Consider the following 20290-nt stretch of genomic DNA (forward strand, 5'->3'; position numbering starts at 1 on the left):
CATCAGTACACCTAGTTCAAACTTTCCAATAGTTTTTCTGCAACCAGTTCAGAAGATGCTGGATTTTGACCGGTTATTAAATTCCCGTCCTGTAAAACGTAAGGAGCCCAAGCTTCTACATTGGAATATAATGCGCCATGTTCAATAAGCATATTCTCTAATAATACAGGAACAACGTCGGTTAATCCAACCGCTGCTTCCTCCTGATTGGAGAAGCCTGTCATTTTTTTACCTTTTACCAATCGGCTGCCGTCGGCATTCTTAACGTCTTTCAAAACTGCTGGAGCATGACAAACAAAAGCAATAGGTTTCTTTTGGGCGTTGAATTTCTCGATTAACGCAATGGAATTGGTATCGTTCACCAAATCCCATAACGGTCCGTGTCCACCTGGATAAAATACAGCGTCAAAATCGTCAGGATTCATATCTGCCAATCGTTTGGTGTTGGCAATTTTCTCTTTGGCTGCTGCATCGCTGTCGTAACGTTTGGTCGCGTCAGTGGCTGCATCGGGTGTGTCACTGCTCGGATCAATAGGCGCAGCGCCTCCTTTGGGTGTGGCAATGGTAATCTTGGCACCTTGGTCCAATAGTGTATAATATGGACTTGCAAATTCTTCTACCCAAAATCCTGTTTTTTTTCCGGTATCTCCTAGTTTATCATGAGATGTCAATACAAATAATATATTCATGTCTTTTTGTTTTTTAATGTTTGTTAGTCCTTCTGAAACTACTTCTTTGGCGTTTTGATGGTTCGCCTCTTTACAACCTGATGCCATCATCAGGATAATTAAAATTCCTGTGGTTTTAAATGGTCGCATTAACTATCAATACGCCATTTTTACAATCTCTTCAACCATATCTGGTGATAGGGATTTATGCTCACCCAAGCCTAGCCAATTCCGTTCGGTAAATCGTTTGGAAATAGTTTCGGCCGTGCCATCGTAATCTTTGGTATACGCCGACAACTTGGTGTCAATACCCATTTCGTGGAAAAAATCAACGGTTTTCTCAATGGCGGTATGCGCTTTTGAATCGGTATCACCTTCGGTAATATTCCAAACACGCTCCGCATATTGTGCTAATTTTTCTTTCTTAGCCTCAAAATTGAACTTGTAATGGCTTGGCGCGATTACCGCTAAGGTGCGTGCATGATCAATGCCAAATAAAGCGGTCAATTCGTGCCCAATGGCATGAATCGCCCAGTCGCCAGGAACGCCTTTTTGGATGAGTCCGTTAAGGGCCATCGTACAGCTCCACATAAAATCAGAAGCGGCTTTATAATCTGTCGGATCTTTTAAAACCGTTGGTGCCACTTCAATTAAGGTCTGCAGAATACTCTCCGCAAACCTATCCTGTAATTTAGCAGCTATCGGATAGGTCATATATTGCTCCAAAACGTGCGTAAATGCATCGGTTAAGCCATTTGCCAATTGACGTTTTGGAATGGAGGTTATCACCTTGGGATCTAAGATGGAGAATTCGGGAAATAATCCAGGTCCACCCATTGATAATTTTTCTTGGGTTTCTTTTCTCGTAATTACCGCTCCGGAATTCATTTCAGAACCCGTCGCAGGTAAGGTCAACACGGTTCCAAAAGGCATCCCTTTTTCAGTCTTTATGTTCTTGGTTAAAATATCCCACGGCATATCACCTTCAAATAGGGCAGCAGCGGATAAAAATTTGGTACCATCAATGACAGAACCGCCGCCAACGGCCAATAGATAGGAAATATTTTGATTCTTAATTACTTCTAAGGCCTCCAATAAAACGGCGTATTCTGGATTGGCAGGAATACCGCCAAACTCAATGACCTCTACATTGGCCAATGCTTTTTTTACTTGATCGTAAATTCCGTTTGTCTTGATACTTCCGCCACCATAAAGCAGGAGGACTTTAGCATCTTTAGGAATTTCGTTGGTCAATTTTTCTATACTGTCCTTTCCAAAAATAATTTTGGTCGGATTTTTAAATTCAAAGTTGTTCATCTGTGTTTTATCTTTTTAATTCAGATTTAAATTTTAACTACCATTTTGCCTGTGTTCTTGCCTTCGAATAGATCCATAAATGCTTGTGGGATATTTTCAAAACCTTCCACCACCGTTTCGGTATAGGTAAGTTTTTCTGCTGCTAACCATTCTCCCAATTGTTTCATGGCTTCTGGGAATTTTTCCGAATAATTAGAAACAATAAACCCTTGCATTAGGGCACTATTTTTAACTAAGAAGGGTTGTACGCTGATGCTTTTTGGTAGTTCTGTCTCGTTATAAACGGAAATGGCACCACAATTAATGGTCCGTGAAAATTTATTGATATTGAACAATACGGCATCTGAGATTGGCCCACCCACATTATCAAAATAAATATCGATTCCGTTTGGCGCCGCCTTGGCAATCGCTGCTTTCATATCCGTAGTGGTGTTATAATTGATACCTTCGTCAAAACCAAATTTGCTTTTCAGCAATTCTACTTTTTCATCGGTACCGGCAACTCCAATTACGCGTAGGCCCAAATTCTTAGCAATTTGGCCTACCACAGATCCAACGGCACCTGCCGCTCCTGAAACAATTAACGTTTCTCCTTTTTGAGGTTTGCCTATTTGGGTCAGACCTAAATATGCCGTCAATCCAGTCATGCCTAAAATACCTAAATAGGCGCTCAAAGGAGCTTTTTCAGCATCGACTTTCATGAGCTCTTTGCCAGAGGATATTTGTAGGGTTTTCCAATCTAACATGCCCATAACATAATCGCCTTCTTTGAAGTTGTCGTTTTTAGAGGATTTTACTTTGGCAATGATGCCAGATTTCATAGGCTTATTGAGTTCAAAAGGTGGCATATAGGATTTGGCATCGCTCATGCGTCCTCTTAAATACGGATCCACAGAAACATAAATCGTTTCTAAAAGTAATTCGCCTTCATTAACTGTTGGCGTTTTATCGTCTTTTACAAATTCAAAATCTGATGATTTAGGATTTCCTTTTGGTCTGTTTTTTAATAAAATGGTCTGTATCATTTTGTTTTATTTTAGATTAAAATTAATTCTTGTTATTTGTAATATAAGTCCCCGTACCTTTTTTTTAGGACTGTACATTGTGATTCTTATTTTTCGAGTCCTGTGTTAAGCCTACAGCAGTATTCAATCTTGATTCTTAATTCTGAAAGCGCAGCGGTCTTAATTCCTAATACTGCTCCAAGCTGCCTGATAGGCTTCTTCTATTTGATCAGAATTAAACTTAATTATGCCGCGCTTTTGGGCAATCATCAAAAATGATAACGGATTGATGGCATAGGCATATAGCAGATAATCTGATATCGGTTTGATAATACCTTCCTTTTTACCGCGTTCCCAAAGGTCGAGTAGGGGTTGCAAATGTTTAATGCCTTCCTGCAGACTCGGCTCGTCAATGATGGGAGAATTGTCACATTGCGACAGAAACATAGCATTTTCAGATTCCTTTAATTTAAAATCCGCAATCCGTTTCCAAATGTTTTCAAAACCTTCTTCAACGGACATGTGCTCATTATATTCGGCAAAGGCATATTCCGTATAGTTTGCCTTGACTTCAATATAGGTCTTGTTTACCAAATCCTGCTTGTTCTCAAAATACAAATAAATTGTAGCTGGCGAAACATTCGCCATTTTAGCGATTTTACTCATAGGCGTGGCGTGAAATCCGTTGTTGTTAACCAAGGCAATGGTCGCCCGGATCAGTGCGTTTCGTTTAGCAATACTTTTTTGAAGTTGGGCCATGTTGTTTTAATTCTAATGCAAAGATACAAATAAAAGTGAACGTTCATTCTTTTTTAACATGGGTTTGGGAATGGTGGTGTGGAATAGAATGTTCATGTAGCAGTGGAAGCACTTTGTTTTAGGAAATGACTTGAAACTAGCAATTTTGCTTACAAACACATACCTGCCCACCGTTACGACAGCTGGTCTCGCATGTGACGGATGTCATTCGAACTTTTCATAACCGAGAATTGGCTCCTATATATGTTACGGATGGAACGAATTTTTGGACACGAATTACACAGATTTTTACGAATGGATCATTAATACGCATTGATTCCACGAATTAAGAAGAAAAGTAAACCGTACCCTTCGTGAAATAGAATCTGACTCTTTCGAGTAGCAATTGAATGCCAAAATCGATCCGTGTGATTCGTGTTAAGCGTTCGTCGTTTTGGCGCTATTCTAAAATTAGAGTAACCGCATCATTTGATTTTGTCTGCGGCTATTAAGTAGCTGGTTAAAACTTCAGCCATCACTACAAATATTTAATTGATAGTCATAGTTTCATCTTTTTGATCTATGTTTGACGTTGATGAATAATAGCGCTTAATTTCTGCAAAGTCACACCCTAAGTATTATAAATAAAACGAAGTTTATTAACCTAAAGTTTGTTATTTGTTTTTAAACATCTTTAATCAATGGTTGCATCAGATACTTTAGTCACCTACATGTAGATTTTATTGGCAGTTTATGCTGCCGTTATTTTATTTTTCGTGGTACGAGGTGCCCGAAAAAACAAGAATATTCAAGATTACGCCGTTGGAAATATCGGTTTTCCTTCTTGGGTCGTGGGTTTGTCTCTTGCCGCCTCCATGACCAGTGCGGCCACCTTTATTATCAATCCAGGATTTATAGCGCTTTACAGGATTTCTGGGGTGATTTCTTTTGCTTTGGTATTGCCCATTGCGGCATTTATTTCGTTGATAGTATTTACCAAAGGCTTCGCCCGGCAGGGGAAAGCCGTTAAAGCAACCACTATGGCGCAATGGATAGGGAAGCGCTATGAAAGTAAAAACTACGCCATCTTCTTTGCCTTTGTAGCCCTTTTGCTCATAACATTTATTGTGTTGATCAATGTGGGACTTACCCAGGTCATTTCCAAAACATTGAATGCCGATCCGTTTTACGTGCTTATGGGCATCACGGCATTTGTGTTTGGCTATATGATGTTTGGCGGGGCTAATTCTATGGTGTACACCAATACCATCCAGGCCATCATAATGTGTATTGTCGCCCTGATATTAATAGGTTCTGGTGCAGAATATTTTACTAATGGCATTGATGGATTTATCGCCAAGCTTAACGCTATCGATCCAAACTTAACCAAACCCACCAATCCGTCAAGTTTTCTGTTCCGTGATTATTTTGAGATTATTGCAACGCAAATTGTAATTGGTGTGGCCATTGTATGCCAGCCACATATCATCACAAAATCCTTGCTGCTCAAAGATTCCAGCAAAATAAATACCTACCTGTTCAGTGGCATCTCATTTATGATCATCTTTTTTTTGGTAGTGATTGTTGGTTTATATGCGCGCATCAGTTTTCCGGATTTTATGGTGAACGGCACTACCTTAAAGATGGATGAAATCATTCCAACCTATGTGGTCACTAAGTTTTCAGTAGGTGTTGGATTGGTGATTGTCGTGGGATTGATTTCTGCTGGACTATCCACTTTGGAAAGCTTGATTCAATCCTTATCGATTACCATAACGTCAGACATTATTAATCCGTTGTTTAAAGATAAATTCACTGAAAAAACGATTTCAATAAATAAAATGGTGATTGTTGTCTTAGGAATTGTCAGCTTTTTATTGAGCTGGAACCAAATCAAGAATCCAGATATCAGTGTGGCCATCTTCGCCCAAAACGGTGTTTATGCCTATTTTGCCGCCGCTTTCGTACCGGTGCTTTTTGGAACGTTTTTAAAGAATGTTTCCACACGCTCGGTATTTATAGCGAGCATCACCGCCATCGTTGTGCATTTTGGCATCTATTACGGACGGCTGACCCCTTACATGCAGGAACCTGTCAACAATCCTGGAGTTTCAGCGGCTATCGGGATTGTCACATCACTTATTATTGGGTATATATTTTATAAATTAGACGAAAAGAAACAACGTGGACACATTAGACTGGACAGCTAAATGGGCGGATTATACGCCTGAAAAAATCGCGATCACTTCGTATGACACCAATAGAAGTTATACCTATAGTGATTTGAATAGGTATGCCAATAGATTAATTGAGATGCTTGCAGAACTTCAGTTGGAAGAAGGTGATAGGATTGCCGTTTTAGCCGAACACTGCCTCGACTATATGGTGCTCTTTGTGGCCTGTCAGCGCATGGGTATCATAATCGTGCCTCTAAATTATCGGTTGTCCAGAAAAGAAATAGCCAAGCTCATTTTAGATTGCACACCCAGTTTGGTCATTTATAATGCAAATCATCACGATAAAGTAGCCGCGCTTCCACAAGAGAATCTAAAAGCTGTCGCTTTTAATGCGCTCAGAACTTTTTTTGAAAAAGCTGGTAGCGCATCCATAAAAGACGTGCAAATCAAAGCTGATAATCCGCTGTTTATATTTTATACTTCTGGCACTACCGGCGCTCCAAAAGGTGTGATTTACACCAATAAAATGCTGTTTTGGAACAGTTTGAACACGTCCATGCAGCTTGGGATCACGTTTAGGGACTCTACCATTAATATTTTACCGCCCTATCACACCTCAGGTTGGAATGTGTTTGTAACGCCCATCTTGCACAAGGGCGGACATATTGGGATATTGGAAAAATTTGATGCCGAAAAAACCTTATGCTTGTTGGAGCTCAATAAAACGACATTGTTTATGGCGCTTCCAACCATGTTGCTGATGATGCAAAAAACACCGGTTTTTAAAAAGGTCGATCTCAAGAAATTACGGTATATCATTTCCGGTGGTGAAAACGTACCGGCAGAACTCATTTCCTATTGGAAAAAGGAAAAGAATATCTCTATCAGACCTGGTTATGGTTTGACTGAGGCAGGGCCAAGCATTACTTCTTTGCACCATAAAATGGCGCAGCTCAAACCCAATTCCATAGGCAAACCCAACTTTTATCTGGATGTGAAAATCGTCGATAAAAAAGGCGTGCAGGTCAAGCCAAATGAGGTTGGGGAACTTTGTATAAAAGGCGATATCGTCACCCCTGGCTACTGGAATAATTCAGTAAAAACAAGTAGTAAAATAAAAAAAGGCTGGTTTTTTACGGGTGATTTTGCCTATGCTGATGCTGAAGGGTTTTTATATATGAAAGGTCGTAAAAATGATATGTATATCTCTGGCGGTGAGAATATTTACCCACAGGAAGTGGAAGCAGAACTTGAGGCGCTTCAAGATATTGGCAAAGCCGTGGTTTTGAGTATAAAGGATGACAAATGGGGGGAATGTGGCATTGCCTTTGTAACCACTACCAATAAAGACCTTTCCGTTACTCAAATTCAGGAATTTTTAAAACCGAATCTCGTGGCATTCAAGCACCCAAAGTATCTATTTATTCTCGATGAAATTCCACTCACCAGCTTGGGGAAAGTCTCCAGAAAGCAACTCTATTCTTATTTTAACACCCTTAAATCAAATCCATGAAAAATTATAGCTTCTTCATTATTTTTATACTAATTATGACTTCTGCTTTTTCACAAAACGTTCAAAAACCTATGAAAGAAATTCTTTCAGACTACGATTTCAAAACCCAAATGACCACCTTAGAGGGGTTGGAGATTGCTTATATCAAAGCAGGGAACGGTGAAAAAACTTTGTTGTTTGTGCATGGTTTGAGCAGTAATTCAGATGCGTGGTCGAAAAATATTGCCGATTTAAAAAATGAGTATACCTGTATTGCTCTGGATTTGCCAGGCTATGGCAAGTCCTCCATCCCTGATGCGGCATATACGCCTTCGTATTTTGCGGATGTCTTTCAGCAATTCATTAAAAAAATGGCGTTAAAAAATATTGTATTGGTCGGGCATTCCATGGGAGGACAGGCGAGTATAAAATTAGCAACAGCCCATCCCGATCTTATTGAAAAACTCATTCTTATTGCCCCGGCCGGACTGGAACAGTTTTCTGAAGCCAATGCGGCTATGATGAAAACGTTTCTTACCACGGATTCGGTACAAAATACTACTGATGCTCAAATTGAGAATAATTATGCGTTGAATTTCTATAAACAGCCTGAAGCTGTTTCTAAGATGATCACCGACCGAAAAAACATTAAGAACGCATCCGACTTTGAAGCGCACTGCACAGCCATTGTAAAGAGTGTTTATGGCATGTTGGATGACACGGTCTCTAACGATCTGAGCGCAATCACACAACAAACTTTAGTGATTTTTGGAGATAAGGACATGCTTATTCCAAATCGGTATTTTAATCCAACCTTAACTACGGAGGCTGTTGGAACCAGCGCTTTGGAAACTATGAAGCATGCCACTTTAGAATTTATCAGCGATGCCGGACATTTTGTACAGTTTGAAAAACCTAAGGAAGTAAACGCGCTCATTCGCGAATTTATAGATCCTCAGTAATTTTTTAAGAGCAATCACTTTATTCTTTTAAAAAGAAAGCCTCGAGTCTCTTTTTTATTCGTGAAATTAAAATCAGCGTTTTCAAATCTTTTGCTTTTAAACTACAATCCATCGGAATTTAGTGCAATCCGCGTCTTAAAACTCTAGAGTCCAATCAACTAAATAAAAGTCCTAACCTTTGCCATACAGCGCCGGTCTTCACCAAATTTGCGTCCATGAAAACGAAGCTTAAAAAATTTACAGAGTTTAGTAAAACCATTCTTCCCAACGAAGCAAAATATCTCGAAACACAATATTAGTTTGTGGACGGTGAAAAGCTGCAAATTATTGAGCGTATTATCGTCAATGCGCTCTCTCAAAGTAGATTTACTGATTTTGATATTTCCATAGACAAGCGTAAATATTCCTATATCAAAGATTGGATCGAGAAGAAGTTGCAGAGCATAGATGTTGATGCCAACATTGGTTGGCTCATGGCTCTAAATCAAAAGATTCTTACTGATGCCATTACCTCCGATGAAGAAAAAGCGTTCTTGAATTATATTGCTTCCTACAAAACCATAGATTTCAATTTTCATAATCTATATGATCTTGCCAAGGAGTACAAATCTTATCTTTTGGTGCGGATGCGCTATAAAGACCACCAAATTGTAGCCGATTTTATAAAAACCTATAAATCGCACTACAACAAGGCCCAGGAGATTAAAGAAAAATTATATACCGCCACTACTGAAATCACCGATCAATATACGTTGAACAACAATGAGACCATGCATTTGGAAAAATGGCTCTTAAAAGTGTTTAAGGACGATTTGATTAACGGTAAAAACAGATACCAAGCCTTTGTATTGCTTGCTTTTATGTACACCAATTATAACGAAAATGACAAGCTGAAAGTGTTGTTCAACCAAATTGATTATTACTTCAGTCAAGGTAAAATGTACTCCAGGCGTTTGCTGTCCAACTATTATGCGAGCAGGGTGTTGTTACATTCCAAACAGGACGAATTTAAGGAAGCGGAGTTTTATGGCTACCTCTCCATCCGTCACAATAATAATGACACCTTGATGTATCTTAATAATTTGGTGGCTATTTTATTGCGTAACAATACGCCGGAAAAAGCATTTTTTTTATTGGAAAAGCACAAGGACCTTTACAAGGAAACCCATAATTACCATCAAAAGATTGGCTACTGCTCGTATCAAATTCGGGTATTATCAGAACTTCAACAAAACACGCTTGCTGAAGCTACCGCCAAAACATTTTTGAGGAAACACAAAAACGAGGTCTTAAAACACCGTTGGCACCATTTTTTCACGTCTTATATCAGTACTTTGATTACCCAGGAAAACTACGAAGACGTATTGAAGCTTGCCTCAAAATTTGATCTCATAGAGAAGGAAAAGGAACGTCAAAAGCAAAACAATTATGTGCCAAATATCTCCTGGAGTATTTCACTGTCGCGATATATGGAAGGCAAAATAAATTCGACCCGATTATTGGAGGAAATCAAAGCACCACTGTTAGACATCCAGCCCACCACAAATCAAAAACAACTCATGATTAAAGTGATTGATCGCCTCTCCAAAAACTTACCTGAGGCATTTTTAAAACTAAAGTCACACATCTGATATTTCGTAATAGAAGTCCTGTATCTACGGAAGGATGTACTTTTAAAGTTTTGATTGGTAGGGATAGTCACACTTAAAAGCTTCCGTTTTTGACTGCGTTGCTTGTGTATTTCCTAATAGATTGCCTAATATAAATTCAATCAATACTCTCAATATTATGAAAAAACTATTCTTACTATTAACCTTTATTGGTTCTTTTGTGGTCAATGCACAAGATACAGGAACGATCAGCGGATTGATTACAGATGCCAAGGGTATGCCTTTATCTGGAGCAACCGTTTCAATTAAAGCGTTGAACAAAGGTGCCATGACCGACTTTGATGGGAGGTATGCTATTGAAGGCGTGACTGCCGGTTCTCAGAATGTAGCGATATCCTATATGGGGTATGAGACCTCTAACAAAAGCGTTATGGTGACTTCTGGTCAAACCACTCAATTGGATGTGTCGTTAAATGAGTCAGATACGGTTTTAGATGAAGTGATCCTGACCGCGAATAAGAAACCCCAAAAAATCACCGATGTTCCTGCCACCGTAAATGTTATCACGGCCAGAGACATTGAAGAATTCCCAAGTTTTAATATTGGTGAATTGGCGGCAAGACAAAAAGGGGTGGACTTTGTAAGATCTGGTGTTTTGGGCACTGGAATTAATATCAGAGGATTTAACTCGGCCTTCAATTCAAAAAATCTTCAGGTGACAGATGATCGGTTATCGACATTGATCGCCACCGGATTGCCAATGGGCTCTTTTACCACTGTTTCTAAAGATGACATTGAACGTGTAGAAATTCTGTTGGGACCAAACGGAACACTTTATGGCCCAAATGCACACAACGGATTGGTGAGTACCATCACAAAAAACCCGAGAACCTCTGAAGGAACCACTTTTGCCATTGGCGCTGGTAACCAAAGCGTATTTACAGGAAGAGTACGCCATGCACAGATCATTAATGATAAATTTGCCTATAAGGTTCATTTTGAAAGAGCTCAGGGTACTGAGTTTGAATACACGGACAGTGTGTATGTAGGTACCAAAGGGTATAAGGAATTGGATTTAGATCGTGATTTCACCTCTCAAAAATATGGCGCGTCCTTAAATTATAAACCTACAAAAGGGTCAGAACTTACAGGATATTACGGACACAGCAACAGTAGCAATATTGGCGTCACCAGTGCTGGGCGTAACCAAATAAAAGACTGGACAATTGACGAGGCGCAACTTAAATTTGTGTCTAAAAACTTTTTTGCAAACACTTATTACACTTGGAGTAAAACGGACGACACTTACGCAATGAACCAGCGTACCCAAAACTATGTCTCGTTTATAGATAATGGATTCTCCGATGAAGAAGCCCGGGAACGGTCTTATACAGAGCAATGGTTCCAATTGGGCCCAGGTCAAGGTAATGGCATTCCATTGGAGCGGGGCGCCTTGTTTGTGGACGATTCAAGACGATTTAATGCAGAAGCGCAGTACAATAACAATTGGGATGCCTTCTATTTAACGGCAGGCGCCCAATATCAAAAAGATATGGCAGACTCCCATGGTACCTATCTTTTGGATGATGGTGGTATCGATTTATCGCAAACCGGTGTGTACACCCAATTGGAGTATAAGTTGGACGATTCTGGCTGGGGTTTCTTGTTGGGAGGTCGCTTGGATAATCACGATTTATACGGCTCTAACTTTATCCCAAAAGTGGCCATCACTAAGAAAGTCAATAACGGCACCTTCAGAATCACTTATGGAAAAGGCATCGCGGTACCCTCCATCCTGAACCTTAAAGGGAAATTATTTGGCGGTCTCGTATTAGGAAATGGCGAAGGCTTTACCTTGGCCGATGGTACAAAAATCCCAAAATTGGATGTAGAAACCATCAATTCCTACGAGATCGGCTACAAAGGAAAATTGTCTGATCAGTTATTTATTGACACCAATGCTTACTATAACGTGTCTGATAATTTCATCAGTCCTTTGGTCAACGTTGCCGCCAGCAGTCCCGTTACCCATATGGGAGACACACCAATAGGAGAGGTGGTTCCGGGTTCTACCGGCGCAGTGATCCTGACCTATTTGAACTTTGGTCATGTGGATACTTACGGATTTGATGTGGGGTTGAACTACTATTTTACCGATAGCTTTAGAGCCGTGTTTAACTACTCGTACTTCGGACGCACGCTCGATCTTGATGATATGGCCAATGACGGAAATATGGACGGCGTGGTATTAGAAAGTGAATTGCCAATCAATACGCCAAATCATAAATTCAGTTTAGGGTTTCACTATAACAAAGGGAAGTTTTACGGCGCCATCTACGGTAGATTCGTGGAAAAATATGATTTCTTCTCTGGTATCAACGTTGCTGCAGAAACTCAAGATATGAATGGGGATGGGGTGAATGAAATTGTTGAAAATGCAAGAGTAGGAAGAACTTGGAACTACGGCCAATTGGGCGGATTTACAGTGGATGCCAATGCGGGCTATCATGTGACGGACGATTTGTCTTTAGGGATGAACATTACCAACCTGTTCAATACTGAAATTAGAGAGTTTGTAGCGTCGCCAGCAATAAGCACCTTGATTTCCTTTGAATTAAAATACAACATCAATTTCTTTAAGAAATAAGCAGTTCCAACCCATTACGTTTCTATACCATGTCAAAACTACATGCTAATGATATTGAACTTGATTATGAAGATCATGGCGCCGGTAAGGTGTTGCTATTGCTTCATGGTTTGGGATCAACAAAAAAAGATTTGGACGCTCAAGTCCCATTCTTTTCCAAAACCCATCGGGTCATCACCTTGGATTTGAGAGGTCACGGCAGTTCTTCAAAACCTAAAGACGCGTATGGCGTGGGGTTGATGACCGAAGATGTCAAAGCTTTTTTAGACCAACTGAACATCAAAAAGGCAACCTTTGTGGGCTTTTCAATGGGAGGCGCCGTGGCTTTTCAAATGGCGGTCAGTTATCCGGAATATGTGGACAACTTGGTGATTGTCAACAGTGGTCCTGATTTTAACGATATGGGCACCATTGGTGAAGAGCTCCTCAAGAGTAGAACGGCATTTTTGGAAACGAAAGGTTTGGATGAGTTGGCAAAAGAAATTTCATTTAATATGTTTCCAGAAGCGCATCAGTTAGATATGCGGAATGCTTTTGAAACCAGATGTCAAAACAATGATTACAATGCCTATTACAAATCTTTTGTCACTTTGATGGATTGGGGATTGGGAGACCAATTAAAAAACATCGAAGCAAGAACGCTTGTGGTAGGGTCTGATATGGATTATACGCCTGTATCCTTTAAAAAAGATTATGTCGATAGGATGCAAAATGCACGTTTGAGCATCATTGAAAATTCCCGACATGGCGTCGTGATAGATCAGCCCGAAGCGTTTAACTTAGTACTTAACAAATTTTTGGAAGATGAATAAAACGGTATTGATCACAGGAAGTACAAGCGGCATTGGCTTAGCGCTAGCCAAGCGGTTTGCTAAAAAAGGCTATAATATCATGTTTCATGGTTTAGAGTCCAATGGCCAGGAGATTGCCGATAAAGTAGGAGCGAAGCACAAAGTAAAAGTGGGGTTTTCCAACGCCAATTTATTGAAGTCAGACGCTATTGAATATCTTATAGCCGAAACGATAGCAACCTTTGGCGGTTTGCACGTGTTGGTCAACAATGCGGGCATTCAATTTGTATCGCCCCTTGAAGATTTTCCAAATGAAAAATATGAGAACATCATTGCCATTAATATGAATGCGGTTTTTTATGCCTCCAAAGCCGCTTGGATCCCAATGAAAACACAGCAATTTGGTAGGATTATCAATATTTCTTCCGTTCACGGCTTGCGGGCGTCAGAGTTCAAATCGGCTTATGTGACGGCCAAACACGGAGTGATTGGGATGACCAAGGTCATGGCCTTGGAAGGTGCGCCCTATAATATAACCTGCAACGCCATTTGTCCAGGCTATGTCAAAACCCCGTTGGTAGAAGGCCAGATAAAAGATCAGGCCAAAGCCCACAGGATGACCGAAGACGAGGTGGTGGAAAAAGTAATGCTTGTAAAGCAAGCGGTCAAAGCATTTGTGCCGGTGAAAGCTATTGCGGATATGGCCATTTTACTGGCGAAGGACACGTCGACCACCATTACGGGCACGTCGTTTGCTTTGGATGGCGGCTGGAGTGCGCAGTAGGTTTTTAGACGCGTCTTGATAAGTATTGAGGTCACGGATTGAAAGGATTTTTAGACACGGATTTCACGGATGCATTTTAACCAAAAAAAAACGTAAACAGATGAAACGCTATCTATTTCACGAATGCAATAACAGACGGTGATTCTGTTGTACAATCCTTTATTTTGATTGGTATTTATATCACTATGATTTAATGATTTATTTTTTTTGATTAGCTACCTCTTGGTCCCGATAACAATTGGGATTGGGAGGTTTTTTAATTTGGAATAAAGCTATTGTTGTTTAGATTTTTAGTCCAATCAAACGGGCCTTCCCGAATACATTGCGCTCTTCGAAATGAAGGGAAGGTGTCTTTAAGCTCAGAAAAGATATTAAAGACAGAAGGATCTTTTTTTAGTAAATTAATAGTAGCGTTAAATTCTCCTCCTTTTTAAGGAGGAGTGGCTTCTGCTTCCGCAGAAAAGCAGAAGGCGAGGTGGTTAATTGTATGAATAAGCCAATTCTATTTCATAATTAAATGACGACTGTATGCCTGTTTTTTTAACATATTTATTATAAATTTTCTAAATAAAGATTATGTTTGTAGGGCTTCTCTTAATTGATTAGGCTTCAATTTGTTGTATGTTCTGATTTCTGTGTGATTTAGGATTTTGAGTGATTTGTGTTCTGGAGGATTATGGTATGAAGTCGAGTAAATTATAACGAATTAGGGTAAGGGAGAGAATATAACACCATTAGGGTGCAGTTATCCGATCAATAATATTGGATATATGTGCATTATTGGAACATATAAATAGTTCTACGCAATTTGACCAAATCAACGAAAATTGTGCTTAAATTCAAGTTTTTTGATTTTTAAGAAAGAAAAAATGAAACCGAATTTGAAACCGAATTTGAAATTGAAAATAAAACGGCGGAATTAATTACTCTTGCGGAATTGCAAAACGTGCGGAAAAAAAGCGGAATTTAGGATTCACCCAAAACCTGTTCTTTGCATCGAAAATTTAGCTAACCGAAAAGTTTCGGCTGAATAGCAGAATCGCTAAACGTAACGGCTGAACTGTATGAAAAAAGGATTTTCCCAGGTTTCGTCTTTAACGAGGAAAACCAAGAAAACCCAAAGTTTGAGCTGAATAACAAAACGGTAAAACGTGTGGAAAAACATTGCGGAATGAAATCCGAAATTTTTTTGAGATTTTAAGAAAAAATAGAAGAAATAGAATTTTAAAAACACAGCGGAATTTGACTCGTGCGAATAAACACAAACGGAATAAAAACTGCGTAGAACAACGTGTATAATTAATGGCTGGTCCTCGCCTACTTACGAAAATCCTTGCGGATTTTCTATTTGGTTTTTATTTGCTAAATTAGGTGCTTAAACACGCCACTAATCATACACAAAACCGTTAGCTGCAATTAAAAAAACAAATGATAAACAATTGGTTAGAACACAATGAGCAGGTTTCGAGTTATTCATTTAGGTCTATCTATGTAGGTGAAAAAGCAAAATCTGACAATGGCACAATAGAATTTTTACAAGAAAAAATAATTACGTCATACCGAAACTTTGATTTTTACAAGTTCTATTTAGAGAATTCTTCAGAATCGGACATTAGAAATTTTGTTTTGAATCAAGTTATTCCTGCCAATATAACACAGTTTGATAAAAATGTTAGACAAGGTGATTGGGGAGAAATTCTTTCAGCACTAATTGTAGCCTATTTTCAAGATCTCGAAGTTCCAATCAACAAACTCCAATGGAAGTTAAATAAGGACAAGGCAGTATTTGGAACAGATCTGTTTGCCTATAATAAAGGTGACAAAATAACTGATGTATACTATTATGAGATAAAAACAAGACTCAATCCAAAAAACAAAGAGGGAAAAGCTCCAAATAGAAATTACATTACTGTAATTGCCCATAATAGTTTAGCTAAAGATGAGTCAGCTCCGACGGAATCAATAGCTGAGTTTTTATCAAGATTATTTTTTGAAATGGGTAAATTAAACGAAGCAAAAAAGTTTAAGGATATCGTTAAAAACCCACAGAATTATAAACGTAATTTTGAATTATTTTTTATAATTGATAGAGACAATTTTGACATAAAAATTCTTGATGAATTGAATGCATTACCATCTCAACTAGACCCATTAAAAGTAACATTAATATTTATAGAAGATTTGCAATTATTAGTTGAGAACACTTGGAATGATATAGAATCCGCATTAGTAAAACTTCTTAAAGATGAGTGAAAGCATATTAAGTAAGAGCGATTACATTGCAGAGACCGAATCTGACATTGAAGAACTTTTAAAAGATACTTTATTAAGTAATTACAAAAATCAAATTTTTGCTTGGAAATTAAATGCTGAATTTAAGAGAAGTTATAAAGAAAGTTTTTTATATAATAGAGCATTGTTTTTGTCTTCCAATTCTTGTTTGTTAATCAATAATGAAGGTAATGGGAAAATTGCAATTTCAGGCTTAAAAGAAAGTGCTGAGATCTATGCATATTTAAGTGATTTAAGCGACATTAATGAAAAGTATGATAGAGAGTACTTGATATTGAAATCTGCATTATGTTATGACCTTTCTGGTTATCAAGCAAATGCTTTCTGCGTTGCGAGTAGATTAGATTCTTTAGTTTTAAAATCTGAAACTGAATTAATAAATATTGAAATAGACAATCTAATTATTGAGCAAATAATTCTAATTTTATTAAAAAAAATACCTTTAGCTCAAAGTAAACTTCAACTATATAAGAATGATGATTTAGGTTTTTTATTATTTAAAAAAGCACTTAGCAGTTGGTATAGTTATATTTTAAAACTAGATGAGAGTAACTTTATCAGCCAATTTGATGATGCGTATAGGTATTTTTTAAACATTGGTAACACGTATTTATCACACCTGATTTTTTTATTAAAAACAAGGGTTGTATTATTTAAAAATCGCTCAATCTTCAATAATCTTAATCAATATGAATTTATTGAAAGCAGTAAAAATTGGAGGAAATACATTAAGCTACTCGCTTATGACTATTATGCTAATAATAGAATAAAGGAAATTGATAAACGAAAATCAATTTTCGAATTATGGACTTCGCAATTGAGAGCTATAGAGGGTGGTTTAATTGCAAAAGATGAAAATTTTGTTGTGCAAATGCCAACAAGTGCTGGTAAAACTTTTATTGCAGAATTATCAATTTTAAAATATTTGATAAAATACCCAAAGAAGAAGTGTATTTACATAGCTCCTTTTAGAGCGCTTACAAGTGAAAAAGAGATTGAGTTAGCTAAATATTTTACCAAAATGGGATATTCAGTTTCTGCTTTATCAGGTAGTTATGAAGTTGATGAATTTCAGGATTTAATATTATCAGAAACAGATATATTAATAGCTACACCTGAAAAGATTGATTTACTACTTAGACTAAATCCGGATTTCTTCAATGATATCTCATTTATGGTTGTAGACGAAGGCCATATAATTGGTGATTATAGCACAAGAGCAACATTATTAGAGTTTTTAATAATTAGATTAAAAATAAAAATCCCTGAATTAAAGACGTTATTCATATCTGCGGTTATGCCAAGTGAAAACGCAAATGAATATGCCATTTGGTTAAGTGGTAAAGAGGAAAATGTTTTAAGATCTCTCTTGCATAAAGAGAGTCCAATAAATGAAGAATGGGAACCTACGAGAAAATTAATTAGCTATTTCGAATGGGAAGGAAAGAATGGAAATATTACATTTCAAAATGTTATTAGAGAAGATGAAGAAACTAAACTTAAATATGGAGCAAAATTATATTCTTTCATCGTTGAAAAGGAATTTTCTAATCGTTTTCCATTAAAAAACAATAAGCCACAATCGGCTGCAACTTTAGCCTATAAACTTTCTGAAGAAGGCAATACACTTGTGTTTTGTGCTATGGTAACAAGAATAAAATCTGTAGCAAAAGCCTTTTTGAAATTATTATCAAATATTGAAATAGAAGATAGACCAGCAAGATTTATTCAAGATGAAAATAAGGAATCATCTTATTATGCTCAAATTTGGTATGGTAAAGATTCATATATAACTAAGGCTATACATTTAGGAATAGGTATCCATTATGGGGATATGCCTGAACAAGTTAGAAATGCTGTCGAAAGTGATTTTAGAAAAGGACTATTAACTGTATTACTTTCTACAAATACAATAGGTCAAGGTTTAAACTTCCCAATAAAAAATTTAATTTTTTACGAAACTCAAATAGGGCGAAATCTTGAAACTGAAGAAAATATTTATATTCAAAAAAGAGATTTCTGGAATATTGTTGGAAGAGCTGGAAGAGCTGGAAAAGAAACGGAAGGCACTATAGTCTTTATTATAAATTCCTATACTGATAGAAAAAAATATGAGGAATATATTAATAAAGATAATATAGAAAATGCAAATAGTCTTTTCTTTTCTGTTGCAGAGAATCTTATAAAAGAAAGAATATCTGAAACGAAGCTAGATGATTTATTATCAATTCTTTCCGAAACATATCTTTTAGATTTAATGACTGAAGAGATCATAGGAACAGATTATCAAGAAGTTATTGAAAATATAATTAATAATAGTTTGTTTAAAGTACAGTTGGATAAAAGAGATTTTGATATTGAGCCCTTGAAAAAAGGGTTTAATAAAATTTTTAAATCTATTGAAGAAAAAGCATCATTTAAACAGATACAAATTTATAAAACAACAGGTTTATCTCTTAAAAGCAACCTTATTATAGATGAATTTGTAGATAATAACATAGACTCATTAAAAGAGTTTGTTAGAGAAGATAATTATCTAAGTGTAATCAATAGTTTTTTAAAGTTATTGTCAGAAAATAATATCGACGAAATGCATGATTATAAATTAGACAACTTTGTGATTAAACCAACTGATTTTTATGACATAATTGAATACTGGGTAGTTGGGGAATCTATTAATGAGATATTAAAAGAATGGAAAATAAAGGAAATGGAAATTGAGCAATTTCATATTTTTGTTTCTAAGGCTTTGTATTATTTATATCCATGGGGTATTTCTTCTTTTATATCTATTTTGGCTTTTAAACTCAATAAGGAGGTTAAAGAACTCCCTGAAAATATAAAAAGTCTTTCTAGTTATTTAAAATTTGGATTGGATGATTCTACAAGCTGCTTATGTAGGTCGCTTGGTATTAAAGGAAGAGAAGTTTCAAGGCTTTTATATCAGTCATCTAATAAATTAGAGGGTAAAGAATTTATTGTCTGGCTATCCAACTTAAATAGTTTAGAAATTGAAACATTTGTTCTTTCAGATTTTGATAAGCAAAATATTAGAAATGTTTCATTGAAATTGACACCTAATAGCTATAGAGAAATACCTGAAGTTTTTAATTTCAAAATACAAGGTTCAGAATACAATGATATTATGCGTTATAACTCTAAATCAGTTGATATTAATGACTTTTTGACCTATAAGCGGGATGAAGAGAATGAGGATGATCCATATGCAATCTTAGTTTATAATGATGACAAAGAATTAGGTTATATTCCAAGAGAATATGCAAAATTACTTTCTGCCGAAATTGAAATTGAAGAAAGTGTATATGAAATTAAAATATTAAACATTTCTGCATTCAAGAATTATAATGAAATAGAAGTAGAAATGAATAAAAGCAGCTAACAATGTAAATAAAAAATAGGCGAATTTGTGCTAAATTTAAGTGTTTTGGCTCGCCTCAAACTTTGTGCTTAATCGAAAGTTTAGTATTTCTAAATCGCCCACTTTTCATATACAAACCGTCAGACTGCGCAATAACCTCCCTTTCTTAATAACTTTGTTGATTTCCTTTTAACGCATTGCCCAGATCACTTTAAGATATTGGTTATCTTAATGTTATGGATTTTATAACAGGTTTTAACAGGGATCAATTGATAATGATGGACTTTGAGTCATGCGTAGGTCATGATTCATGGGCGCGTACCGTTGATATGTTCGTGGATATCCTCCCAATGGAGGAACTGGGCTTCAGGGACGTGCTCAATTCAGAGGGAAGGCCTCCCTACCATTCGACGGATATGCTCAAGCTCT

At 37.1% G+C, this 20290-nt stretch carries 13 protein-coding genes and 1 pseudogene; 10 read left to right on the forward strand and 4 right to left on the reverse strand.

All coding sequences use genetic code 11. The features are described 5' to 3' along the window. Positions 1-11: 11 nt before the first annotated feature. The 4 genes from G525_RS0114685 to G525_RS0114700 form a co-directional block, all read right to left on the reverse strand. Positions 12-818: a type 1 glutamine amidotransferase domain-containing protein gene (locus tag G525_RS0114685; RefSeq protein WP_027126838.1), complete on the reverse strand. Its 807-nt coding sequence runs from the start codon at positions 816-818 to the stop codon at positions 12-14. A gap of 6 nt (positions 819-824) precedes the next feature. Beyond that, entirely contained in the window at positions 825-1985 is a 1161-nt protein-coding gene (locus tag G525_RS0114690; RefSeq protein WP_027126839.1) for an iron-containing alcohol dehydrogenase, read from the reverse strand. Between the two features lie 26 nt (positions 1986-2011). Next, positions 2012-3010 (reverse strand): NADP-dependent oxidoreductase, encoded by a 999-nt coding sequence (locus tag G525_RS0114695; protein WP_027126840.1) that lies wholly within the window; start codon positions 3008-3010, stop codon positions 2012-2014. A 159-nt stretch (positions 3011-3169) separates the two neighbouring features. Beyond that, entirely contained in the window at positions 3170-3748 is a 579-nt protein-coding gene (locus tag G525_RS0114700) for a TetR/AcrR family transcriptional regulator (protein WP_027126841.1), read from the reverse strand. 722 nt (positions 3749-4470) lie between these two features. Here G525_RS0114700 and G525_RS21115 point away from each other — a divergent pair. From G525_RS21115 to G525_RS22540, 10 genes and pseudogenes are all read left to right on the forward strand, one after another. Then, positions 4471-5937 carry a sodium/pantothenate symporter gene (locus G525_RS21115; protein ID WP_211222935.1) on the forward strand — a complete coding sequence of 489 codons (1467 nt, stop codon included), beginning with the start codon at positions 4471-4473 and terminating at the stop codon, positions 5935-5937. Continuing rightward, entirely contained in the window at positions 5912-7417 is a 1506-nt protein-coding gene (locus G525_RS0114710) for a class I adenylate-forming enzyme family protein (RefSeq protein ID WP_027126842.1), read from the forward strand. Before G525_RS21115 ends, G525_RS0114710 begins: the two co-directional genes overlap by 26 nt. 71 nt (positions 7418-7488) lie before the next feature. Next, a complete protein-coding gene (locus G525_RS0114715) occupies positions 7489-8358 on the forward strand; it encodes an alpha/beta fold hydrolase (RefSeq protein WP_169514450.1) in 870 nt (289 codons plus the stop codon). Positions 8359-8660: 302 nt separating this feature from the next. Beyond that, positions 8661-9989, forward strand: a complete 1329-nt coding sequence (locus G525_RS0114720; protein ID WP_027126844.1) for a hypothetical protein — start codon at positions 8661-8663, stop codon at positions 9987-9989. 157 nt (positions 9990-10146) lie between these two features. Then, entirely contained in the window at positions 10147-12615 is a 2469-nt protein-coding gene (locus G525_RS0114725) for a TonB-dependent receptor (RefSeq protein ID WP_027126845.1), read from the forward strand. A 29-nt stretch (positions 12616-12644) separates the two neighbouring features. Further along, positions 12645-13427, forward strand: coding sequence for an alpha/beta fold hydrolase (locus tag G525_RS0114730; RefSeq protein ID WP_027126846.1), 783 nt, complete (start codon positions 12645-12647; stop codon positions 13425-13427). Further along, on the forward strand, positions 13420-14190 hold the full coding sequence (locus tag G525_RS0114735) for a 3-hydroxybutyrate dehydrogenase (RefSeq protein WP_027126847.1): 771 nt from the start codon (positions 13420-13422) through the stop codon (positions 14188-14190). The genes G525_RS0114730 and G525_RS0114735 overlap by 8 nt, the downstream gene beginning before the upstream one ends. Positions 14191-15618: 1428 nt before the next feature. Beyond that, positions 15619-16443, forward strand: coding sequence for a Hachiman antiphage defense system protein HamA (locus tag G525_RS0114740; RefSeq protein WP_027126848.1), 825 nt, complete (start codon positions 15619-15621; stop codon positions 16441-16443). Then, positions 16436-19882, forward strand: coding sequence for a DEAD/DEAH box helicase (locus tag G525_RS0114745; protein ID WP_027126849.1), 3447 nt, complete (start codon positions 16436-16438; stop codon positions 19880-19882). Before G525_RS0114740 ends, G525_RS0114745 begins: the two co-directional genes overlap by 8 nt. A 215-nt stretch (positions 19883-20097) precedes the next feature. Beyond that, a pseudogene (locus G525_RS22540) lies at positions 20098-20290 on the forward strand (hypothetical protein); the annotation flags it as partial.

It is taken from the genome of Gelidibacter mesophilus DSM 14095 (assembly GCF_000423005.1).
In the GTDB taxonomy this organism is placed as follows: domain Bacteria; phylum Bacteroidota; class Bacteroidia; order Flavobacteriales; family Flavobacteriaceae; genus Gelidibacter; species Gelidibacter mesophilus.